This is a genomic window from Marinobacter piscis, assembly GCF_007671655.1.
In the GTDB taxonomy this organism is placed as follows: Bacteria; Pseudomonadota; Gammaproteobacteria; order Pseudomonadales; family Oleiphilaceae; genus Marinobacter; species Marinobacter piscensis.
The window spans coordinates 651922-675093 of sequence record NZ_VCGX01000001.1 but is presented as its reverse complement, the minus strand read 5'-3'; the positions used below and the strand labels follow the sequence as shown (position 1 = coordinate 675093).

Annotated in this window: 22 protein-coding genes; 20 read left to right on the top strand and 2 right to left on the bottom strand. The window is 53.3% G+C overall.

Annotated features, from left to right (window positions below):
- Positions 1-42: 42 nt before the first annotated feature.
- The 12 genes from atpE to FFI95_RS15560 all read left to right on the top strand — a co-directional run bounded on the left by atpE (position 43) and on the right by FFI95_RS15560 (position 11858).
- Complete coding sequence (gene atpE, locus FFI95_RS03115; protein WP_180322979.1) at positions 43-276, top strand: F0F1 ATP synthase subunit C; 234 nt, start codon at positions 43-45, stop codon at positions 274-276.
- Positions 277-372: 96 nt separating this feature from the next.
- On the top strand, positions 373-843 hold the full coding sequence (locus FFI95_RS03110; RefSeq protein WP_144820925.1) for a F0F1 ATP synthase subunit B: 471 nt from the start codon (positions 373-375) through the stop codon (positions 841-843).
- A gap of 11 nt (positions 844-854) precedes the next feature.
- On the top strand, positions 855-1391 hold the full coding sequence (locus FFI95_RS03105) for a F0F1 ATP synthase subunit delta (protein WP_144820923.1): 537 nt from the start codon (positions 855-857) through the stop codon (positions 1389-1391).
- Positions 1392-1418: 27 nt separating this feature from the next.
- Positions 1419-2963 (top strand): F0F1 ATP synthase subunit alpha, encoded by a 1545-nt coding sequence (gene atpA, locus FFI95_RS03100; RefSeq protein ID WP_144820922.1) that lies wholly within the window; start codon positions 1419-1421, stop codon positions 2961-2963.
- A gap of 66 nt (positions 2964-3029) precedes the next feature.
- On the top strand, positions 3030-3890 hold the full coding sequence (gene atpG / locus FFI95_RS03095; protein WP_144820920.1) for a F0F1 ATP synthase subunit gamma: 861 nt from the start codon (positions 3030-3032) through the stop codon (positions 3888-3890).
- A gap of 53 nt (positions 3891-3943) precedes the next feature.
- Positions 3944-5338, top strand: a complete 1395-nt coding sequence (gene atpD / locus FFI95_RS03090; RefSeq protein ID WP_144820918.1) for a F0F1 ATP synthase subunit beta — start codon at positions 3944-3946, stop codon at positions 5336-5338.
- A 36-nt stretch (positions 5339-5374) separates the two neighbouring features.
- Positions 5375-5797, top strand: coding sequence for a F0F1 ATP synthase subunit epsilon (locus FFI95_RS03085; RefSeq protein WP_144820917.1), 423 nt, complete (start codon positions 5375-5377; stop codon positions 5795-5797).
- Positions 5798-5968: 171 nt separating this feature from the next.
- Positions 5969-7333, top strand: coding sequence for a bifunctional UDP-N-acetylglucosamine diphosphorylase/glucosamine-1-phosphate N-acetyltransferase GlmU (glmU, locus tag FFI95_RS03080; RefSeq protein ID WP_144820915.1), 1365 nt, complete (start codon positions 5969-5971; stop codon positions 7331-7333).
- A 57-nt stretch (positions 7334-7390) separates the two neighbouring features.
- Positions 7391-9223 (top strand): glutamine--fructose-6-phosphate transaminase (isomerizing), encoded by a 1833-nt coding sequence (glmS, locus tag FFI95_RS03075; protein ID WP_144820914.1) that lies wholly within the window; start codon positions 7391-7393, stop codon positions 9221-9223.
- A gap of 609 nt (positions 9224-9832) precedes the next feature.
- Positions 9833-10156 (top strand): thioredoxin, encoded by a 324-nt coding sequence (trxA, locus tag FFI95_RS03070; RefSeq protein ID WP_100638815.1) that lies wholly within the window; start codon positions 9833-9835, stop codon positions 10154-10156.
- Positions 10157-10221: 65 nt separating this feature from the next.
- Positions 10222-11148 carry a LysR family transcriptional regulator gene (locus FFI95_RS03065; RefSeq protein WP_144820912.1) on the top strand — a complete coding sequence of 309 codons (927 nt, stop codon included), beginning with the start codon at positions 10222-10224 and terminating at the stop codon, positions 11146-11148.
- 350 nt (positions 11149-11498) lie between these two features.
- Entirely contained in the window at positions 11499-11858 is a 360-nt protein-coding gene (locus FFI95_RS15560; RefSeq protein ID WP_144820910.1) for a hypothetical protein, read from the top strand.
- Positions 11859-11981: 123 nt separating this feature from the next.
- Here the strand turns inward: FFI95_RS15560 and FFI95_RS03055 are convergent, their stop codons facing one another.
- Positions 11982-12608, bottom strand: coding sequence for a glutathione S-transferase family protein (locus FFI95_RS03055; protein WP_144820909.1), 627 nt, complete (start codon positions 12606-12608; stop codon positions 11982-11984).
- Positions 12609-12860: 252 nt separating this feature from the next.
- On the opposite strand from FFI95_RS03055, the gene FFI95_RS03050 reads away from it, so the two are divergent.
- A complete protein-coding gene (locus FFI95_RS03050) occupies positions 12861-13457 on the top strand; it encodes a TetR/AcrR family transcriptional regulator (protein ID WP_144820908.1) in 597 nt (198 codons plus the stop codon).
- A 68-nt stretch (positions 13458-13525) separates the two neighbouring features.
- Positions 13526-14539, top strand: a complete 1014-nt coding sequence (locus FFI95_RS03045; protein WP_144820906.1) for a zinc-dependent alcohol dehydrogenase family protein — start codon at positions 13526-13528, stop codon at positions 14537-14539.
- A 13-nt stretch (positions 14540-14552) separates the two neighbouring features.
- Here FFI95_RS03045 and FFI95_RS03040 read toward each other — a convergent pair whose 3' ends face one another.
- Positions 14553-15464: a LysR family transcriptional regulator gene (locus FFI95_RS03040; protein WP_144820905.1), complete on the bottom strand. Its 912-nt coding sequence runs from the start codon at positions 15462-15464 to the stop codon at positions 14553-14555.
- Positions 15465-15623: 159 nt separating this feature from the next.
- Between FFI95_RS03040 and FFI95_RS03035 the strand changes: the two genes are divergently transcribed.
- The 6 genes from FFI95_RS03035 (at position 15624) to FFI95_RS03010 (ending at position 23157) form a co-directional block, all read left to right on the top strand.
- Positions 15624-17126 carry an aldehyde dehydrogenase family protein gene (locus FFI95_RS03035; RefSeq protein ID WP_144820904.1) on the top strand — a complete coding sequence of 501 codons (1503 nt, stop codon included), beginning with the start codon at positions 15624-15626 and terminating at the stop codon, positions 17124-17126.
- Positions 17127-17182: 56 nt separating this feature from the next.
- Positions 17183-18349, top strand: a complete 1167-nt coding sequence (locus FFI95_RS03030; RefSeq protein WP_144820903.1) for an alkene reductase — start codon at positions 17183-17185, stop codon at positions 18347-18349.
- 229 nt (positions 18350-18578) lie between these two features.
- On the top strand, positions 18579-19133 hold the full coding sequence (locus FFI95_RS03025) for a BUD32 family EKC/KEOPS complex subunit (protein WP_144820902.1): 555 nt from the start codon (positions 18579-18581) through the stop codon (positions 19131-19133).
- 121 nt (positions 19134-19254) lie between these two features.
- Complete coding sequence (locus tag FFI95_RS03020; RefSeq protein ID WP_100638805.1) at positions 19255-19725, top strand: (2Fe-2S)-binding protein; 471 nt, start codon at positions 19255-19257, stop codon at positions 19723-19725.
- Positions 19722-21920 carry a xanthine dehydrogenase family protein molybdopterin-binding subunit gene (locus tag FFI95_RS03015; protein ID WP_144821434.1) on the top strand — a complete coding sequence of 733 codons (2199 nt, stop codon included), beginning with the start codon at positions 19722-19724 and terminating at the stop codon, positions 21918-21920. The genes FFI95_RS03020 and FFI95_RS03015 overlap by 4 nt, the downstream gene beginning before the upstream one ends.
- Before the next feature lie 10 nt (positions 21921-21930).
- Positions 21931-23157 carry a c-type cytochrome gene (locus FFI95_RS03010; protein ID WP_208006352.1) on the top strand — a complete coding sequence of 409 codons (1227 nt, stop codon included), beginning with the start codon at positions 21931-21933 and terminating at the stop codon, positions 23155-23157.
- Positions 23158-23172 lie beyond the last annotated feature (15 nt).

Below are 23172 nucleotides of genomic sequence, written 5' to 3'. Positions count from 1 at the left end.
AAAATGCACCCTTAACTAAATGAAGAAACTGAGGAGTTTTTAATGGATATTTCAATGGTTTACATCGCAGCGTCGATCATCCTTGGCCTGGGCGCCCTGGCTACAGGTATCGGCTTCGGCCTTCTGGGTGGCAAGCTGCTGGAAGCAACAGCCCGTCAGCCGGAACTGTCGAACCAGCTGCAGGTTAAAGCCTTTATCATGGCAGGCCTGCTGGATGCGGTACCGATGATCGGTGTTGGTCTTGCGATGTACCTGATCTTCGTTGTTGCTGGCTAAATCAGCCTGGAGATGCGGGCCCTGCACTGATTATCAGCGCAGGGCATCCGATGTTTTTATTTCCAGCACGCAACGAATAGCAAGAGGTATATTGCCGTGAATATAAACCTTACGTTAATAGGGCAATCGATTGCCTTCGCTATTTTCGTCTGGTTCTGCGTGAAGTATGTATGGCCGCCGATTACGGCTGCCATGGAAGCGCGCCAGAAGAAAATAGCCGATGGTCTTTCTGCTGCAGACCGGGCATCACTGGACCTTGAGCTTGCTCAGGACAATGCTGCCAAGAAAATGCAGGAAGCCAAAGAAGAAGCTGCTGCTCTTATTGATCAGGCCAACAAGCGCGCCGCCCAGATTGTGGAAGCATCCAAAGACGATGCCCGCAAAGAAGGTGACAAGCTCCTTGAGCAAGCCAGGGCGGAAATTCAGCAGGAGCGTGTTCAGGCTCGCGACGCACTCAGAGCAGAGGTAGCTACGCTTGCCGTTGCCGGTGCAGAAAAGATCCTGGAAACCTCTGTCGATGCCAAAGCTCACAGCGAGATGCTGGATAAGCTGGCCGCACAACTCTAAGCGAGGGTTTCATGGCAGAACTGACTACGTTAGCCCGGCCCTATGCGAAAGCCGCTTTCGATGCCGCTAAAGAGCAAAACGCCATTGCTGCCTGGGGGCAGGCGCTCGCCTTCATGAGTTCGTTGGCAGCCGACGGTGCTGTAAAAAACATCCTGGCCAATCCCGGCTTATCTGAGGAACGCAAGGCAGAGTTGTTTTTCGACATTGCCGAAGAACAGACACCAGAAGCACTCAGAAACTTCCTGTTGATTCTTGCTGAAAGCAAGCGCCTGGCACTGCTGCCGGAAATTTCAGCCCTGTTTGACCTTTATCGCGCAGATCTTGAGCGCACTCTGAATATGAAGGTCAGCACAGCGTTTGAAATGACCGAGAAAGAGCAGCAACAGCTGGCCGAAGCATTATCCAGGAAACTGGAGCGCAAAGTCGCCCTGGAAACCGCTGTTGATCGTTCGTTGATCGGTGGCGTGGTGGTGAATACCGGCGATCTGGTTATAGACGCTTCAGTCCGTGGCAAGCTGGCTAAAATGGCTAACGCTCTGGGCTCCTGATTTCAGCAAAAGTTTGAGGACAAAGGCATGCAGCAACTGAATCCATCCGAGATCAGTGACATTATCAGAAAGAGAATCGAGCAACTCGACATCTCTTCTGAAGCAAAGAATGAAGGCACTATTCTGTCTGTAGCAGATGGCATCGTGCTCATCCACGGCCTGGCCGATGTTATGTATGGCGAAATGATTGAATTCGCCAACGGCATCTACGGCATGGCGCTGAACCTGGAGCGCGATGCAGTTGGCGCTGTGGTACTGGGTGATTACGAAGGTCTGGCAGAAGGCCAGAAAGTGCGTTGTACCGGCCGGATACTGGAAGTACCGGTTGGCCCGGAACTGCTGGGCCGTGTGGTTGATGGTCTGGGTAACCCGATCGATGGAAAAGGCGATCTGGGCACTACGCTGACTGATCCGATCGAAAAAGTCGCTCCGGGTGTAATCGAGCGTCAGTCGGTTGATGAGCCGGTTCAGACAGGCCTCAAGGCCATCGATACCATGGTGCCGGTTGGTCGTGGTCAGCGTGAGCTGATCATCGGTGACCGTCAGATTGGTAAGACCGCGGTGGCAATCGACGCCATCATTAACCAGAAAAACACCGGCATCAAATGTATTTATGTGGCGGTTGGCCAGAAGCAGTCTTCCATTGCGTCAGTTGTGCGTAAGCTGGAAGAGCATGGCGCTATGGACCACACGGTAGTGGTTGCTGCGGGTGCCGCAGATCCTGCCGCGATGCAGTACCTGGCACCTTACGCCGGTACCTCCATGGGTGAGTACTTCCGCGATCGTGGCGAAGATGCCCTTATTATTTACGACGACCTGTCCAAGCAGGCGGTTGCGTACCGTCAGATTTCACTGCTGCTGCGTCGTCCACCGGGTCGTGAAGCCTACCCGGGTGACGTGTTTTACCTCCACTCCCGTCTGCTTGAGCGTTCCTCCCGTGTAAACGCGGAATACGTTGAGAAGTTCACCAACGGTGAAGTGAAAGGCAAGACCGGCTCCCTGACAGCCCTGCCGATCATTGAAACCCAGGCAGGTGACGTCTCGGCGTTCGTACCGACGAACGTAATCTCGATTACGGACGGTCAGATCTTCCTCGAAACCAACCTCTTCAACTCCGGTATTCGTCCGGCGATGAACGCGGGTATCTCGGTATCCCGGGTTGGTGGTTCGGCCCAGACCAAGATCATGAAGAAACTGGGCGGGAATATTCGTCTGGCTCTGGCTCAGTACCGTGAGCTGGCCGCGTTTGCCCAGTTCGCATCGGACCTGGACGAAGCCACACGTAAGCAGCTTGAGCATGGTCAGCGCGTTACAGAACTGATGAAACAGGGCCAGTACAGCCCGATGTCGGTTGCTGAAATGGGCACCGTTCTGTTTGCCGCCAACGAAGGCTTTCTTGACGACGTTGATGTAGACAAAGTTGTTGCATTTGAAGCCCAGTTGCTTGACTGGATGCGGGCAGAGCAAAAAGAACTGCTTGATAAGATCGGTTCCGCTGGCACCTACAATGATGAGGTTGCCTCTGGTCTCAAAGCTGCACTGGAGAAATTCAAGACCACTCAAACCTGGTAATACCACTGGCCCGCTGCGGCGGGCCTGTTGGTCCTAATGAGTGTCTAACTTGAAAGGGCAGTGACTATGGCCATCGGAAAAGAAATACGTAACCAGATCGGCAGCATCAAGAGCACGCAGAAAATTACCAGCGCCATGGAAATGGTGGCGGCCAGTAAAATGCGTAAGGCTCAGGAGCGTATGCAGGCAACTCGCCCCTACGCGGAAAAGATGCGGCAGGTAATCGGACACATTGCCAAGTCCAACAAGGATTACCGCCATCCGTTCATGGTTGAGCGTGAGGTGAAGCGTGTTGGCTACATCGTTGTCTCCTCTGATCGCGGTCTGTGCGGGGGCTTGAACGGTAACGTTTTCAAGCTGCTTGTGCGTGAGATGCGCGAATGGAAAGAAAAAGGTGTGGACACCGATCTTTGTGCAATCGGGCAGAAAGGTGCGTCCTTTTTCCAGAACTACGGCGGGAATGTTATCGCAGCGCTGACTCACCTCGGGGACAACCCCAGTGCGGATACGCTGATCGGTAACGTCAAGGTTATGCTTGATGCCTTCCGTGAAGAAAAAATTGACCGCCTGTACCTGGTGCACAATGAGTTTGTGAACACCATGACGCAGGAGCCCCGCTCCGAGCAGCTTTTGCCACTGCCGGAAGGTACGGACGAAGATATTGGTCGCCAGTGGGATTACATTTACGAGCCGGATGCGCGTCCGATTCTGGACGGGCTGCTGCCACGTTTTATTGAGTCCCAGGTATATCAGGGTGTGGTAGAAAACCTTGCCTGCGAACAAGCAGCCCGGATGATTGCCATGAAGAGTGCTACCGATAACGCCGGTGACATTATTGACGAGCTGCAGCTGGTTTATAACAAGGCTCGTCAGGCAGCCATTACGCAAGAGATTTCGGAAATTGTGAGCGGCGCGGCATCGGTCTGATCCGCCACAATCCTACTGGTTTTATTGACTATCAAGATAACGAGGAACCGAGCATGAGTAGCGGACACATCGTTCAGATCATTGGCGCGGTTATCGACGTGGAATTTCCACGTGACTCCGTGCCAGGCGTATACGACGCACTGCTGCTTGAAGGTGGCGAGACAACTCTGGAAGTTCAGCAGCAGCTGGGCGACGGTGTTGTTCGTACCATCGCGATGGGCAGCACCGAAGGCCTTAAGCGTGGCCTGAAAGCAGAAAACACGAACAAACCGATTTCAGTACCTGTGGGCACCCAGACTCTGGGGCGCATCATGAACGTTCTGGGGGAACCCATCGACGAACAGGGTGAAATCGGCGAAGAAGAGCGTTGGGGTATCCACCGTAAAGCACCCGGTTATGCCGACCAGTCAGCGTCTGCAGACCTGCTTGAAACCGGCATCAAGGTTATCGACCTGATCTGCCCGTTTGCGAAAGGTGGTAAAGTTGGTCTGTTTGGCGGTGCCGGTGTCGGTAAGACCGTTAACATGATGGAACTGATCAACAACATCGCAAAAGAGCACTCAGGTCTCTCGGTATTCGCCGGTGTTGGTGAGCGGACCCGTGAAGGTAACGACTTCTACTACGAAATGAAGGACTCCAACGTCCTTGATAAAGTAGCGATGGTTTACGGCCAGATGAACGAGCCACCCGGAAACCGTCTCCGCGTTGCCCTGACAGGCCTCACCATTGCGGAGAAGTTCCGTGACGAAGGCCGTGACGTGCTGTTGTTCATTGACAACATTTACCGTTACACCCTGGCGGGTACTGAAGTATCAGCACTGCTGGGCCGTATGCCTTCTGCAGTAGGTTATCAGCCCACGCTGGCCCAGGAGATGGGTGAGCTTCAGGAGCGTATTACCTCCACCAAAGACGGCTCAATTACCTCTATCCAGGCGGTCTACGTACCGGCGGACGACTTGACTGACCCGTCACCCGCGACCACGTTCTCGCACCTTGACGCGACCGTTGTACTGAGCCGTGACATTGCCTCCAAGGGTATCTACCCGGCAATCGACCCGCTGGACTCTACGTCCCGTCAGCTGGATCCGCTGGTGATCGGTGAGCAGCACTACAAAATTGCCCGTGGCGTACAGAACATTCTGCAGCGCTATAAGGAATTGAAAGACATCATCGCCATTCTGGGTATGGATGAGCTGTCGGAAGAAGACAAGCAGACAGTTTCCCGTGCCCGTAAGATTGAGCGGTTCCTGTCCCAGCCGTTCCACGTTGCTGAAGTATTTACCGGCTCTCCGGGTAAGTACGTGTCTCTGAAAGAGACCATCAGCAGCTTTGAAGGCATTATCAATGGTGAATACGACGACATGCCGGAACAGGCATTCTATATGGTCGGAACCATCGATGAAGCCATCGAGAAAGCGAAGGAAATGAAAGCGAAAGAAAGCAATTAATCGTCTTTCACTTTCTGATCCACGAGGCTTGAAGATATGGCTATGACTGTACATTGCGACGTCGTAAGTGCTGAAAAGAAAATTTACTCCGGGCTGGTAGAGATGCTGATCGCTACCGGCACCGAGGGTGAGTTGGGCATTCAGTATGGCCATGCTCCGTTACTGTCCGCGTTGAAACCGGGGGCAGTCCGGATCATCAAACAGGGTGGCGAAGAGGAAATCCTCTATGTCTCCGGCGGGTATCTGGAAGTACAGCCCAGCCTGGTAACCCTGATGGCCGATACCGCAGTGCGTGCAAAAGATGTTGATGAGGCTGCCGCAGTGCAGGCTCAGAAAGACGCTGAAGCAGCACTGGCGAATAAAACGGGTGAGTTTGAGTATTCGCGTGCGGCAGCAGAACTGGCCGAAGCGGCTGCTCAGCTGCGCACGCTGCAAAAACTGCGCAAGAACGTTCGTTAAAGCGTTTGCTACGGGCTTGCCCCGAAAAAGCCGCATCCTGGTGTGGGGAGCGGGTGTTGTACAGCCTTTAAGGGTGATTACAATGCCGGTTATCCACGCCGGTGATGCGGCTTTTTTATTATATGAACAACCATTGAATTAACCTCCACTTTGTAAGGGAGCCTATACCCTATGTCACCGTTGCACGTTGTTATTCTGGCCGCAGGCCAGGGCTCAAGGATGAAATCATCGATGCCAAAGGTCCTGCACAAAGTGGCCGGGCGGCCCATGCTGCATCACGTTATTGAAACAGCCCGGACACTGGGGGCAGAAACAATACATGGGGTGATTGGCCATGGTGCGGATCAGGTAAAGGCTGCCACCGATAGCTACAGCGTTCACTGGGTGATTCAGGAGGAACAGTTAGGTACCGGCCATGCGGTGGCACAGGCTTTGCCCGAGCTGCCTGACAATGCCCGTGTACTGGTGTTATACGGTGACGTTCCCCTGACAACTGCGGAAACACTTCAGGGTCTGGTTCAGGACCTGGACGAGGAGACGCTGGGCCTGTTGACGGTGACACTGGATGACCCCCAGGGCTACGGACGGATTTTGCGTAACCCGGCCGGCGAGGTAACGGCGATTGTCGAGCAGAAAGACGCGACCACCGAGCAGCTGGCAATCTGCGAAGTAAATACCGGTATTCTGGCCGTGAGCGCACGTCACCTGAAAACCTGGCTGCCGCAGCTTTCCAGCAGTAACGCTCAGGGTGAGTATTACCTGACCGATATTATCGCCATGGCCGGACAGGCGGGCATGAAGGTGAGCGTGGCGCAGCCCGGGAATCCGTTTGAAGTTCAGGGGGTGAACAACCGGTTGCAGCTGGCTGAGCTGGAGCGCTGGTACCAGAGCCGCGAAGCCGAACGCCTGATGACCGAGGGAGCGACCCTGGCCGATCCGGCGCGGGTTGATGTGCGCGGTGAGCTCAGCATCGGTAACGACGTGCTGATTGATGTGAACGTGGTTTTCAATGGCAAGGTAACTCTGGGTAGTGATGTCTCCATAGGCCCCGGCTGTGTTATTACCGATGCCGACATTGCAGACGGTGCCCGGATTCAGGCCCATAGCGTGATTGAGCAGGCCAGTGTAGGCCCTAACGCTCAGGTTGGGCCCTTTGCCCGGCTGCGTCCGGGCACCCAGCTGGGTGCGAACACCAAAGTGGGTAACTTTGTTGAAACCAAAAAAACCCGTGTAGGCGAGGGTAGCAAGATTAACCACCTCAGCTATGTTGGTGACTCTACCCTGGGTACGGATGTAAACGTGGGTGCAGGCACCATCACCTGCAACTATGATGGAGTGAACAAGTATCAGACTGTTCTTGGCGACGGCGTGTTTGTAGGCTCCAACACTTCGCTGGTAGCGCCGGTTACAGTGTCTGAAGGAGCCACTGTGGGGGCCGGATCAACAATCACCCGAGACGTGCCCGAACAGGAACTTGCAATCGCCAGGGGCCGGCAGCGCAACATCTCCGGTTGGAAAAAGCCGGAAAAGCACTGAGGTCGGGCGCGTTCCGGCGTTCTCACCACAACATTCATTACCAGCAGGAACAACAGTATGTGCGGCATTGTAGGTGCAGTTTCGGAACGGGACGTTCAGGGTATACTTCTTGAAGGACTGCGACGGCTGGAATACCGGGGCTACGACTCTGCAGGTATGGCGGTGGTAGACGGCAAGAGCGCTGTTCAGCGCGCCCGCGAAGTCGGCAAAGTGGCCTCCCTGGCAGCGGCCATAGACACCAACCCTCTTTCCGGCTACCTCGGGATTGCCCATACCCGTTGGGCCACCCACGGTGAACCGTCACAGGTCAATGCGCACCCACACATGTCCGGCGACCGCCTGGCGATCGTGCACAACGGCATCATCGAGAATTATCAGGAACTGCGCGAAGAGCTCAAAGCCGAGGGTTTCGGGTTCAGCTCCCAGACCGACACCGAAGTGGTTGTGCACCTGATTGAAAAAAACTTCCGCGAGCTGGGCGATCTCTACCAGGCGGTAAAAACCTCCGTTACGCGCCTGCGCGGGGCCTATGCGCTCGCCGTCGTCCATGCCGATGAACCCCATCGCATGGTGGTCTGCCGTGAGGGCAGCCCTCTGGTTGTGGGCGTGGGGATTGGCGAGAATTTCATCGCCTCAGACCAGTTGGCATTGCTGCCTGTAACCGACCGTTTCATGTTCCTGGAAGAAGGCGACCTTGCCGATATCCGCCGGGATCGTATCGACATCCATGACCGTGAAGGAACACCTGTTGAGCGTGCCGTGAGCCGCTTTGAGCACAGCGCCGACTCTGCGGATAAAGGCGAGTACCGGCACTTCATGCTCAAGGAAATCCACGAGCAGCCGAGAGTGATTAAGGCCACTATGGAAGGCCGGGTAACCGAATCACGTGTACTTGAGCAGGCCTTGGGCACAGAAGCAGGTGAGCTGCTGCAAGACATTCGCCATGTACAGATTATCGCCTGTGGTACCAGCTATCACGCCGGCATGGTGGCCCGTTACTGGATTGAGGATCTGGCCGGAGTGCCCTGTTCCGTAGAAGTGGCGTCTGAGTTCCGCTACCGCAAGCATGTTATCCAGAAAGACACGCTGTTTTTGTGCATTTCCCAGTCGGGTGAGACCGCCGACACCCTGGCGGCACTGCGTCAGGCCAAACAAGCCGGCTTCCGGGCGGCACTGGCGATCTGTAACGTCCCGGGCAGCTCTCTGGTACGCGAATCTGATCTGGTCATCATGACCCAGGCCGGCCCGGAAATCGGCGTTGCTTCTACCAAAGCTTTTACCACCCAGCTGACCGCTTTGCTGATTTTCACTCTGGCGCTTGCGCGTACCAATGGTCTGAGCGAGAACCGTGAAGCGGAGATTGTTAAAGCCCTGCACCTGGTGCCGGGTCAGGTCAACGATATACTGGCTCTGGATGCAGACATTGCAAAGATGTCTAGGCGTTTCATGGACAAACACCATGCGCTTTTTCTGGGCCGTGGCTCGCAATTCCCGGTTGCCCTGGAAGGTGCCCTGAAGCTGAAAGAAATCTCCTATATACACGCGGAAGCCTATCCGGCCGGGGAGCTCAAGCATGGTCCGCTGGCACTGGTAGACAGTGATATGCCGGTGATCACGGTAGCCCCGAATAACAGTATGGCCGAGAAACTGAAATCGAACCTGGAAGAAGTGCGTGCCCGGGGTGGTGAGCTGTTTGTGTTTGCCGACCGTGCCGCAAATGTAAACCCGGAGCACAACACCCACGTATTGCAGCTGCCGGAGGTTCACGAGATTACCGCCCCGATCGTGTACACGGTTCCCCTACAATTGCTGTCGTATCATGTGGCGGTGCTCAAGGGCACGGATGTGGACCAGCCCAGAAACCTCGCGAAAAGTGTAACGGTTGAGTAGGTCAGTCCTCGATTGATCTCTGTTCAGTATGAACTGAATATGACAAGTTGGGGGTTTGAAAACGCACCGTCCTTGGTGCTTCGCAAAAAAACCAAACGCTTATTATTTAACTATGCCTTTCAGACTGTACTTCACCTCGAATCACAGTTTGGCCGCTGTATGGAGCCGGTTCGGCTGGCTCTACTCTTGCCTCGTCTGATTTCCGGTCTGCCAGAGATGCCTGTACAGGTAGGGCTGTGATTGCCACGAGGGATGCAATAGTGAGCAGGGCAGTCTTGCGCATAACTCTCTTCTCCAATCTTCAGATGAGTAAATGTACATCCCGATGTCATAAGTGACCCGAGACCAGATGGAGGGAAGTATGTGGTTTAGGAGCGTGAGTGAATAATTCGGAATCAGTATGCGATATATCACCTGAGGTTATGTCAGGCGCTTGCAATCTCTACTGATAACGACAGTTTCCCCCGACCCAAACAGACAGGGACTATATCGCAGGGCTTCTCGTCGGTATCACGCAGGTGAATACAATTTATATGTTCGTGAAATTGGTATCCCCGGTAAGTCGGTCACATAGTAGAGAGACGTTATGACATTACGGGAGGATTTGAGGTGACTGACGTTATTCATGTAACTGACGCTAGTTTTGACGAGGCCGTCTTAAAGAGTGACCAGGTGGTATTGGTTGATTTCTGGGCACCTTGGTGTGGCCCCTGTAAAACCGTCGCGCCCCTTCTGGAAGAAATTGCGGACGAGTTTGATGGACAGTTGACCGTTGCCAAAGTAAACGTTGATGATAGCCCGGAAATTACCGCGAAACTGCGAATCCGGGGCATTCCGACGTTGGCACTTTTTCGAGATGGAGGTGTTCTTGCCCAGCAAACAGGGGCGAGCAGTTTGAGTCAGCTTCGCACGTTCGTGAAAGGTCATCTTTAACGGTGATAGAAGCGTGCCCTCAAGTTGACTAGCGAGCGATAGCACATTCACTCAGGTATGTTTTGATGAAAACTCAAGAGCTCCAATTGCTCTATATTTTTGATGCCATAATGACAGAGCGTTCTGTTACCCGGGCAGCCGAGCGGCTCGCAATGACTCAGCCAGCTGTGTCAAATGCGATTTCCAGAATGCGTCATATCTGGAACGACCCGGTATTTGTGCGTAAAGGTAGGAATATTGAGCCCACATCATATGCCCTGAGCCTTTGGGATCAGGTTGGTGGGCCGATGTTTGCACTGACCAACGCCGTTAGCGCCACTCAGTTTGACCCCGGCACGTCGAAAAGAAAATTTCGTCTGGCGGTAACGGACATGATTGTCGAAATGGTCTGGCGCCCGCTAATTAAGTTGCTGGAAGAAGAAGCGCCGGGCGTAGATGTTCATGCTGTCCCATATACCCCCGAGGGCACCCATGAGAATTTGCGTGAAGCCCATGTTGATCTTGCTGTTGGTATGCTGAACCAGCATGATCACAGCCTTCGCAGCACCTGGCTATTTCAGGGTGGCTATGTATTGGCCATGCGTGAAGATCATCCGCTCGCGGGGAAAAAAATCACTATGGAGGAATTTCTCGAAGCGCGCCACCTTTTGGTGACTATGTCTGGGGATGCGCATGGCTTCGTAGACAGCTATCTCGACCAGAAAGGGCTGAGTAGACGGATTGCAACAACGGTCAACCACTTTTCAATCGTTCCTCAGGTCCTCAGGGAAACGAATCTGATTGCTGCTGTACCTGAACTCATCAGTCAGGATTGCGGTTTTGTAAATGGTCTGTGGATGGGGGAATTGCCATTTGAGGTCGATCCCACAAGCCTCTATCTGATCTGGCATGCACGTCATGATCGTGATCCCGGCGTGATCTGGATGAAGGGGCACATCGAGCGGCTCCTTCAACAGCGTTGGCACGAAATCATGGCATCCCCGAAATGCTGATCTCCTCGACGCCTGTCAACTGGCCATACCTCATGGCCGGTTGATGAGGCATCTCCGTTCTGATGAACAAATTATCACCCAAGGTGATAACTTGAATATTGGCTAGTAATTATTACTCCCCCCTCTCTCAACATAATCCCCCGCACATTATTGGGTCTCCCCGGCTGACGCGCCAATGTTAGTTCGGTTAGTCCCATAGCCTCGCCTATCGAAAGTAAAGTCAAAAGGAATGAGTCGATGAATTTAAGGCTATCTGCGGTGCTGGTTTTAGCGGGTTTTATTCTGTCTGGCTGTGAGAATGACAGCTCAAGCCAAGATACGCCAGGCGAACCACTACAGTAGTGGCGGCCGTGCGTGCGCAGAACCGACAGGTAGCTGCGGGGCAACTGGGCGCCGAACCGGCACCGGATGATAGCCAGTTTCAGTTGCTGCTGAATATTCGGGGGCGGCTGACGCCTCTGGAAGAATTCCGGGATATTGTGCTTTATGTGGGGTTGACGGCGGTATCCGGTCATTTGTTCAACATTGTGCCGGGCGGATTCATTCTTCAGCAAGACAAGCAGTATCTGGTGGCGGTAGCACAACTACCGGACGCCTCGAGCGAAAGTAGTTTGAATGAGGCGCGGAAGCACCCTGCACTGATGGGCTTGTATTCAAGTTATAGAGTGCAAGTGCCCGGAGACGGTGAATTAATAGAGCGCTGGGAATAATACCGGTAAGGTTAACCGCAGGGTTGTCCTGAACAACCAGGAAGGCGTTGATTGAGGTGTTTAATGGATTATGGCTTTCTGCCATTCACACTAAACACCTCAATCGAGCCTACAGGTTTTATACTAGTCGGCTAAACGGTAGGTACCACCTCTTGTTAAGGCGGATTGGTATGCTGGGCGGGCTTGGAGCCGCTTGATCCAAGCTGTCAGGTTAGGACGTTGGTGTAATAGACCAAACGAGCCTGCAATCTCCCCAACAAAGCTCATCTGGATATCTGCGGCACTGAACAGATCGTCTAGCAGAAAGGTTTTACCCTCCAGCGAAGCTTCTAAAAAACCCAAATGATTATCCAGTTCGCTGTTTATGCGCGGCTGCAGAGCTGCACCTCCATCTCCCAGAGGATCAACATAAACCTTTAACAGCAGAGGAAGCATTGCCGATCCCTCAGCGTAGTGAAGCCACTGCACATATTGCTCATACGCCCGGCTTTCAGGAGTAGGGTGCAGGAGGTCTCCAGCATATTTTCTGATGAGATAATCAATAATTGCCCCGGATTCATGGATGATGAAACTGCCGTCTTCAATGACCGGCGACTTACCCAGTGGGTGAATGCGCAACAGCTCTGGTGGCGCCAGATGTGTAACCGAATCACGCTCATAGCGTTTAATGTCGTACTCAAGGCCCAGTTCTTCGAGCAACCAGAGAATACGCTGTGAGCGCGAATCGTTTAAGTGATGAACGAGGATCATATGTATAACTCCGGAAGATTTGTGCGAGATGAGTGAAGAGGCGGTTTTACCGGGTGGCTACCCACTCAAGCGTGAGATTATTACTATCTCACATCATATACGACCGGTCTAATCATAATGCGCCGCCGTCTTGCAATATGGCAGCCAAGCGTAATAAAAGCATCTGGTCGAGTGTTTGTTTTCCATAGGTCTTCACGCACAACCAGAGGCTCTCGTCTAGACAATTGGTCTAGTCCGGCTTAGAATCTGTTTATGGAATCAAAAGTTAATGTTCACGATGTACGTAGTCATATCCTGGAAACCGGCCAGTGTATTATCAGTGGCAAAGGGTTCAGTGCTGTCGGATTGAGTGAAATTCTGCAGACTGCTGGTGTGCCCAAAGGGTCTTTTTATCATTATTTTGGGTCCAAAGAAGCCTTCGGTGAGGAGTTACTCAAGAGCTATTTTTCGGACTACCAACTCTCTCTTGAGGCACTACTCTCGCGCCCGGGCTTGTCCGGAGCAGAGCGATTGATCGGTTATTGGAAAGTCTGGCTGGAAACTCAGTCGGCCTGCGACCCGAAAGGTAAATGTTTGGCAGTAAAACTTGCAGCTGAAGTTAGCGACTTATCCGAAACCATGCGCTTTGTGTTGCAACAGGGAACGGACCGAGTTATCGCAAGACTTGCCCGGGCAGTTGAGGACGGCATTGCTGATGGCTCGTTACCTGCTCACCTGGATGTAAAAACGACAGCGTCAACTCTCTATCAATTATGGTTGGGTGCAAGCCTGCGAGCGAAAATCACACGCAACCGTGAGCCCTTGGAGTCAGCGTTTGAGGCAACACAAGGGTTGCTGGGGTTGAATTAAGAGCTAGCCGGAAAAAATTTAACCTAAATATAGACGACCGGTCTATTCATGAAAATAGAGGAATCCTTATGAGAGCGGTTATTCTTCGGGCCCCGGGTGGGCTGAATCAATTGGAGCTGAGTGATCTGCCCGACCCTGGCCAACCCGGACCGGGACAAATACGTGTGGCAATACATGCAACCTCCCTCAATTTCCACGATTTACTGGTCGCTAATGGCAGTATCCCAACCGCCGATGGGCGGATTCTGATGTCCGACGGTGCGGGAGTGGTCGAGGCTGTTGGTGAAGGCGTGACTGAGTTCGCTGTTGGCGAAAGCGTTGTGTCTGGGTTTTTCCCTCAATGGCAGGACGGTCGGGCATTTGATGATGTAGGCAATTTCCGGGGAACTCCAGGTGATGGAATAGACGGTTACGCAACTGAGTATGTGGTGCGGCCAGCACACTATTTTACCCATGCACCGGCGTGCTGGGGGCATTCCGAAGCGGCAACGATCACCACAGCGGGCCTCACAGCGTGGCGGGCGTTAGTGGTTGAGGGCGGAATCAAGGCAGGGGATAGCGTGCTGTTGCTCGGCACCGGGGGCGTATCCATTGCGGCCTTGCAGATTGCCAGAGCCATGGGGGCGCGGGTCATTATTACCTCGTCTTCTGACAAGAAGCTTGAAGGGGCTCGGGCCCTTGGTGCAACCGATGTTATTAACTATCGGACAAGTCCGAATTGGGGTGCCGAGGTGCTCGCATTAACCAAAGGGCGGGGTGTTGATCATGTTGTTGAGGTTGGTGGGCCCGGAACGCTTGGGCAGTCATTGCAGGCTGTTCGCGTCGGCGGAAATGTAGCATTGATTGGCGTATTGACAGGGCGCGGTGGTGAGGTGCCCACTTCGTTGTTGATGGCAAAGCAGGCTCGTCTGCAAGGGTTGGTGGTTGGCAGCCGACGCCAGCAGCAGGAATACGTTGCAGCACTGGAACAGAATAATCTTCGCCCCGTGATCGACTGCAGCTACCCTCTGGAACGTTTGTCAGACGCGTTCAAATTCCAGGAAAGCGGCAGTCACTTTGGCAAAATCGTTGTTGAGTGGTAACCGTCGGGCGCCCCTATTGGTTAGTGCTTTGTTGCGCCGGGAATTCCTGCTGTAGAAGTGAAAGCATCCACTTGTGCAGCGGGTCCTGGCTTGAGCGAGGGTGCCATGCGGCAATGACATCGAAGCAGGGCGGTGAATCATCAAGCTGGATCGGACGAACAAGTGGGTTCGGAAGAATGCGTGAGGGCAAGAAAGCTATGCAGTCAGTTGAGGCGATGCAGGCCGGTGCGGCCGAAAAACTCGGCACCGACATTACGATGTTGCGCCTGTAACCCTTATGTGCAAACCAGTCATCAGCCGAACCGATCAGGTTTGCCCGTGTCGGGGAGATGATGATCTGGGGTAAATCAGCAATGTCACCAATGGTGAGCCGCTGGTTTTGCAACGGAGAATCGCTCCTTGATACGCAGATGTGGTGTTCAGAGAACAGCCATTGTGTTTGGCAGCTATCAGGAACAAACGCAGGGAAAGTTAAGGCGAGATCCAGATCTCCCGATGTCAGCAGCGCATGCAGTCGGTCACTCTCAAAGTCCCGGATGATCAGCTTTAGCCCCGGTGCTTGCGCCCTCACCTTGGCCATGAGTCGTGGCAATATGACCGCCACGGCATAATCCGTTGCGGATATCACAAAGGTCGTTTTCACCTCGGCAGGGTCGAACCTGTCGGGTGGTGCTAGTGCCGCAAGACTCTCGAACACCGCATTCACTCTTGGCTCAAGCTGCTCAGCCAGTGGCGTGGGAATGATGCCCTGTGCGGAGCGCAGGAATAAGTGATCTTGAAACGTATCCCTCAGTTTGCTCAGTTGAGCACTTACAGCTTGCTGGGTGAGGCCCATCTGGGCGGCGGCACGTGTCACGTTTCGCTCTTTTAAGAGTGCTTTAAAGACCCTTAGCTGCTTTAACTCGATCCGACTAATATCATTCATGTTTGTAGTAGTAACCAATAATTACTGTTTCTGCTTGTAACTCTACCATCGTAAGATCGCTTTTGTCATGACTCGATACCAGGTGAACGCGCGAGCTCGAATGCTGGTTCGCTATGGGTTGTGTCCACAACGATGTTTCGACAAAGGTAGGAGCAGAGAATGAGTCATAGTTTAACGAAAGAAAACGTTCAGGAATTTATCAAACCGAACTATAAAATGCTGATTGGCGGTCAATGGGTGGATAGCCGGTCTGGCAGGATGGTCCAAACGGTTAACCCAGCAACAGGAGCAGTTCTCTCTAATCTGCAGTTAGCAAATAGTGAAGACGTGGATTTGGCAGTAAAGGCCGCACGTGAGGCCTTTCCCCGCTGGAGCGGCACTTCCCCTGTGGAGCGTCAGCGCGCGTTGCTCTCGATAGCTGATTTACTTGAGGCTCGAGCACAAGAGTTTGCGTACTTGGAAACTCTGGATAATGGCAAGCCGTTGCGGGAATCCAGTCAAATCGATATTCCGCTGGCCGTTGACCATTTTCGTTATTTCGCAGGTGTTATTCGTTCTCATAGCGACGAGGCCGCACAACTTGATAACCAGACTCTGAGTTTAGTGTTGAGCGAGCCTGTTGGCGTTGTTGGACAGGTTATTCCTTGGAATTTCCCTCTTTTGATGGCGGCGTGGAAGTTGGCTCCGGCCCTGGCAGCTGGCAACACGATTGTTATTAAGCCATCGGAGATGACCTCAATTACTCTGCTTACTTTGGGGGAAATCCTTAACGACGTTTTACCCCAAGGAACCGTCAACATCGTAACTGGCAACGGCCCGGAAGCAGGGCAAGCACTGCTTGATCATCCGGGGGTTGATAAGTTGGCCTTTACCGGGTCTACAGCGGTTGGATACCGCGTAGCTAAGGCCGCGGCTGAAAAGCTGATACCGGCGACTTTAGAGCTGGGTGGGAAATCAGCCAACATTGTGTTTCCTGATGCAAACATCGAGAAGGCTTTGGAAGGGGCTGTCACATCGATTCTTCTCAATCAGGGGGAAGTGTGTGAGTCCGGCGCTCGACTGTTCGTCCATCGGTCTATCTTCGACGAATTTGTTAATGCGCTTAAGGAGCGGTTTGAGGGGATAAAAGTTGGAGATCCATTGGATCTTAACACCCAAATGGGAAGCCAGGTCAGCCAGCAACAGATGGAAAGGATCCTCGGCTATATCGATCTGGCTACCCAGGAAGGCGCACGGATTGTTACTGGGGGGGAGCGACTGGTTGGTGCGAATCTGGAACGTGGTTGCTTTATCTCTCCGACGATTATCGTTGATGCCAGCAACAAAATGCGGGTGGCACAAGAGGAAATTTTCGGTCCTGTCTTGGTGGTTATGTCGTTCGAAGATGATGACGAGGTGATTGAGCTGGCCAATGAGTCTGAGTACGGCTTGGCAGGCGCAGTTTGGACGCAGGATATCAATCGCGCTCTCAACATTGCTCGCGCTATCAAAACAGGACGGGTATGGGTGAACACCTATCACGAACTGCCTGCACATGCGCCTTTTGGTGGATACAAAAAATCCGGTATTGGTCGGGAGACCCACAAAATGGTGCTGGATAGTTACACCGAGAAGAAAAATATCATTATCAGCCTGAATGAGTCCGGTCCGGGCCTCTTTTAATGCAACGGAGCACTGCTTGCTCCGGTATGAAAACTTTATTTAAAGGAAATAGCGTTATGAATGTAAGTCCTCTTTTTGAGTCCTTGAGTCTGGGTTCGCTTGAACTGAAAAACCGTATTGTCCTGCCACCTCTCACGCGCTCAAGAAGCTCTCAGCCAGGAAATATTCCGAACGAACTGATGGCTGACTACTATGCGCAGCGGGCTTCAGCTGGCTTTATGGTCACAGAAGGCACGCAGATAGAGCCTAGAGGTCAGGGTTACGCGTGGACGCCAGGAATTTTCACGGCAGAACAGATTGAAGGTTGGAGAAAAGTAACCGATGCGGTTCATCGGGAAGGTGGCAAGATCTTTTGTCAGTTGTGGCATGTAGGGCGAGTTTCTCACCGTTCTCTTCAGCCAGACGGGCAGGCGCCGGTGGCGCCCTCCGCCATTCGTGCTGAAGGTGTGAAAGTGTTCGTAGAAACAGCGCCCGGGGAAGGTGCGCTAGCTGATCCCGATGAGCCTCGAGCACTTTCAACCGAGGAAGTTCAGCAGCTTGTAAAGCTATACGCTCGCGCCGCTCGTAATGCCATTGATGCCGGGTTTGATGGCGTAGAAATACACAGCGCGAATGGCTACCTGGTGAACCAGTTCATTTCAGAGCATACCAACCACCGGACCGATCAATACGGCGGCAGTTTGCGGAACCGGCTGCGTTTCCTGGAGGAAGTTGTTGCCGCAATCTCAGAGGAGGTGGGGGCCGAGCGCCTGGGAGTGAGATTTGCTCCCTTGTTTGAGAGCACGGAAGAGGAGCGCGTCTATCTTGGGCTGGTTGAATCGGACCCTCACGAAACCTATCTGGAGGCCGCAAGGGTGTTGGATCGAATGGGTGTTGCCTACATTTCAATTGCTGAGGCCGATTGGGATGATGCGCCAAGATTGCCGGAAAGCTTCTGCAGTGCACTCAGGGAATCCTTTAGTGGCATTTTGATTTATGCGGGCCGCTACACTCCGGAAAAAGCACTTCGTATGCTTGAGGCAGGATACGGCGACCTTTTCGCTTTCGGAAAGCCGTTTATTGCCAACCCGGATTTGCCGTATCGGATACGGCAAGGGCTGCCCTGGAACGAGGTTGACCCCACAACCATGTACGGTGGAACTGACAAGGGATATATCGATTATCCCACCTACGACTCGCAGGCTGCCTCGGAGCCCAGAACACCAGAGAGAGTGACAGGCTAGGGAACTGCTGGATGAGAGGAGCCTCCTTAACAGGGGGCTCACTTTTAGTATTTCGGGAACATTATCCCGGCTGCGCGATAACTTTGGTCTTTTCGCTGGACCCCATCATTCATAGTGATATCGCGAATATCGCTACAGAATTATTCAGGCTCTCAATTCCTCGCAATAATTTCTGCTCGGAGTCATCGAGATGACGGGGTGATATAAAATGATTGGTAAGGATCAAGCAATGAGCTTTGATAAAGGCAACTCATTGGATTGTCTGGATGTGCATGCTCACGGTACTTCTGGCTCAAAGCGCTGGCACAAGCCGGCTACCGTAGTCACCGTAGACCAGTGCGGTGAGAAAAGGATTATGAAAACCTATCCCTTGTTGTTTTTCCCGCTCAGTTATTGTTTTCGATTGTTGGCCCGTCATGAATATAAAATGCTCAAAAAGGCTGAGGAGTTAGTATTTACGCCAAATCAGGTACGTTGGAACGCCAACGGTGGTGGTGGAGTTTGTTATCAGTACCTCAAAGGTTTTTCATTGAAGGAGCTCCAGGAAAACGGCGAGATTCCAAAGGAATTTTTTGTAAAGCTTTATGCTGCAGTGCAGCAACTCCATCAAACTGGAATGGTCCACTCTCGCGTTGTTCTTTGGCTTGCTGATGCTCTTGTCATTGCTATAGGTCTGTCTGCTTTTAGCGACAACATCGAACGTGCTGTGAACGTACCGCTCTTTAATATACGACCGGTCTATTTTTTGTTAGCATGGCAACAGTTTAACGATATCGCTATTTAGCTCGAGTATTTCGCGGAATCCTCGATATTCAATTTTTGCTCCGGACTGCCAGGCCGGATGAGTTCAACGTTAGAAAGGAGAGCATGCCAGTGACAGGAATACGGGCGAGGAGACGGTCACAGTGTTGACATTGAATGTAAATGGTACAACGCATCAGGTGGATGTGCCCGGGGACATGCCGCTGCTCTGGGTAATACGGGATATTTTGAAGCTCACTGGCACTAAGTTCGGATGTGGTATCGCCCAGTGTGGCGCGTGCACGGTTCATATGGACGGGAAACCTGTCCGCTCTTGTGTGTTGCCGGTTCAAAGTGTTGCCGGGCAAGAAATAACAACGATTGAAGGTATTTCTGAAAAGCCCTTGGCTCGAAAGGTGCAGCGCGCTTGGTTGGACCATGAGGTGGCGCAGTGCGGGTATTGCCAGTCAGGCCAGATCATGTCGGCTTTGGCTTTGCTGAACGACCAGACATCAATCAATGATCATGCGATCGATCTTGCGATGGCAGGCAACCTCTGCCGATGTGCAACGTATACGCGTATTCGGGAAGCAATCAAAGATGTGAGTGAAAGCGTGGGAGTATGGCAGCCATGAAGGATCAGCAGGTGAAACTTGAGATGGCTTCCCGGAGACGTTTTCTGAAAGGTATTAGTGCAGCTTTGGGCGGGTTGGTGGTTGGCGCCTGGTTACCGCCAATGGCGCCTAAAAGTGCCGCGGCAGAGGCGGTTGCACAGGGAAAGGCTTCGCTCGGGGATTCTTTGGCCGATGGATTCGGCGCTTTTGTCCGTGTTGGGCATGACGGTCGCGTCGCGTTGATTTCGCCCAAGGCCGAGATGGGGCAAGGCATCCAGACGGGCATTGCCATGATGGTGGCAGAAGAGCTGGAAGTCGGTCTGGATCAGATAGACATACAGGAAGCGCCACCCAACGCGGAACTGTACACCGACGCTTTGCTTCAGTTCCAGGCGACCGGTGGTTCTACGTCAACGCGTTACACATGGGAACCGTTGCGACGGGCCGGTGCTACCGCTCGAATGCTGTTGGTTCGAGCAGCAGCCTCGGTTTGGGAAACGGATTCCAACCTGTGTCATGCACGGGACGGCAAGGTTTTTGGCCCGACTGGGCAGAAAATCAGCTATGGCGAGCTGGTTGATCTCGCCGCGACCTACGCTTTACCCGACGATGTGATCTTGAAGCGACCGGAAGATTTTCATCTGATCGGCACCCCGGCCACACGTCTGGATACACCGACCAAAGTGAATGGTCAGGCAAAATTCACCATCGATCTGGATATGCCGGGCATGTTGATAACGTCGGCACGGGCCTGTCCCGTTTATGGTGGGAAGGTGCGGCAGGTCGATGACAAAGCCGCCCGACGTGTGCCTGGAGTGAGAGATATTGTGATCCTCGAGGATGTGGTTGCGGTAACAGCGACCAACACCTGGGCCTGCTTTCAGGGCCTCAAGGCATTGAATATTGAATGGGACTATGGAGCCAACAGCAAGATCGACTCCGCTGTGGTCGATCAGAAACTTCAGGATGCAATTCAGCGGGATGGTGTAATTGCCACTGAGAAAGGGGCTATAGACGCATCGCTTCAAGCGGCGAGCTCGAAGTTTGAGGCCGTTTATGAACAGCCTTTTCTGTCCCGCTCACCGTTAGAGCCAATGAGTTGTGTGGTGCATGTGCGGGATGACGGATGCGATCTCTGGGTAGGAACGCAAGTGCCTGGATTTGCGCAGCAAACCGCAGCAGCAGTAACAGGCTTGAAACCCGAGCAAGTCAAAGTGCATAACCAATGGATCGGGGGAGCTTTTGGGCGGCGCCTGGATTTTGACTTTATTACCCAGGCGGTGCGGATCGCGAGCAAAGTTAGCTATCCAGTCAAGCTGACCTGGAGCCGGGAAGAGGACATGACCCACGACCTCTACCGCCCACAGTATGCCGATCGGATGACCGCTGCTGTTAACGGCGAAGGGTTTCCGGTTGGTTGGCAGCACCGCATTGCAGGGGGATCTATATTTGCCCGTTATGTGGGGAGCCTCCCGGCCAGCGGTGTCGACCCTGACGCCGTAGAAGTGGCCGTTGACCCCATCTACAAACTGGACAGCCTGAAGGTCCACTTCATTCGTGAAGAGCCTGAAGTGGTGCCCGTTTCCTGGTGGCGAGGTGTTGGTGTTCTGCGCAGCACTTTTGCCATTGAGTGTTTTGTTGATGAGTTAGCTCATAACGCCGGAAAAGATCCACTGAGCTACCGAAAAACCTTGTTGGCCCACAAGCCCAGGGTGCTGACGGCATTGGATCTGCTGGCCAGCAAGGTTGCGTGGGATAGTCCGGTGCCCCGTGGTCGCGGTCGAGGGCTGGCTGTCGGGGAAGTGTTCGGCAGCATTGTGGTTACGATGGTTGAGCTATCCGCCATTGGAGAAAAGGGCGTCAGAATCGAGCGTTTGGTCACCGTCGTTGATTGCGGACTGGTGACCAATCCGACCTCGGTGAAAGCACAAATGGAGGGCGGCACCTTGTTTGGGTTGTCAGCAGCGCTGTTTAATGAAATTGATATTAAAGGCGGTCAGGTGCAGCAAGAAAACTTCCATGCATACCGCCAGTTGCGCATCAGCGAGGCACCGCCTGTAGAAGTGCATATAGTACCCAGCGCTGAAGCGCCGGGAGGGGTGGGAGAAGCTGGTACCGCGCTAATAGGGCCTGCTTTGCTTAACGCGGTCAACGCGACATTCGGAGATCGGGTTCGCCGTCTACCGCTTGTTCGTTCGGGCTATTTTATTGCATAAGGAGGGCGTTGTGAGAAAGATTATTTTTGGCCTGCTCGCGTACCTTCTGGTGTGTGTTGATGTTATGGCAGTTAGCAGCGACAAGGCGTTAGTCGCCGAAGGCGAATACCTGGCAACCGCTGCGGATTGTGTGGCTTGCCACACGGCTCCGGGCGAAAAGCCGTTCGCCGGAGGGCTTGCTTTTGAATTGCCGTTCGGGACGCTCTACACCCCGAACATTACGCCAGATGCTGAAACGGGTATTGGAGACTGGACAGATGACGAGTTCGTCAGGGCGTTGCAGGAGGGGATAAGCCGAGAGGGTGAGCATTACTACCCCGCTTTCCCATATACCTCGTACACCAAAATGCCAAGGGAAGATATTCTTGCAATCAAGGCGTATTTGTTCAGTCTGGAACCGGTGCACCAACCAGCGAGGGAGAACGATATTGGCTTTCCTTTCAATCAGCGCTGGGGAATGTACCTTTGGAATTTTGTCTTCTTGGATGACAAGCGCTTCCAGCCTGACCTTGATCAAAGCGAGGCCTGGAATCGCGGTGCCTACCTGGTGAATGGGCCCGGGCATTGCGGCGAATGTCATACCCCGAGAAATATTTTTCAGGCGACGCAGTCCAGCGAGCTGTTTGCTGGCGCCGATATTGGGGGCTGGCGAGCCTATAACATTACCTCAAGTGATTCGCACGGAATTGGCCAGTGGTCAGAAGATCAGTTGGTATCCTATTTCAGGGAGGGGTATGCAGAAGGTCATGGCGTAGCTGGGGGACCAATGGCCGAGGTGGTTGAATATAGCCTGAGACACCTGAGTGAGAGTGATCTCAGGGCCATAGCTACTTATCTAAAAGCAACCGACCCCAAAGCTGTTGGGGTACCGAGGCCCGCCGTGAAGCCGAAACTAGCGGGAGCACCGTTGAATGAAGATCTGGGCAGTAAAATCTTCGCCGATGCCTGTGTTAGTTGCCACCAGTGGGATGGGCGAGGTAATCAGAGCCCCACAGCTACACTGTCGGGTCTGAAGACAGTAAGCGACCCTCGTGCTTCTAATCTGCTAGGCATATTGCTGGAGGGGAACCCTGCATCGTCGTTGCCGGTGAATCATAGAATGCCCGATTTCGGCGCTATCTATAATGACCAGGAGCTGGCGGCCTTGGCGACGTTTGTACTGAGCCATTTTGGCAGGCTTGATACTGCAATAGAGCCGGAGCAGGTCGGCGAGCGTCGGTCGTTGTCATTGCACTGAAGGTGAACGGGGTGT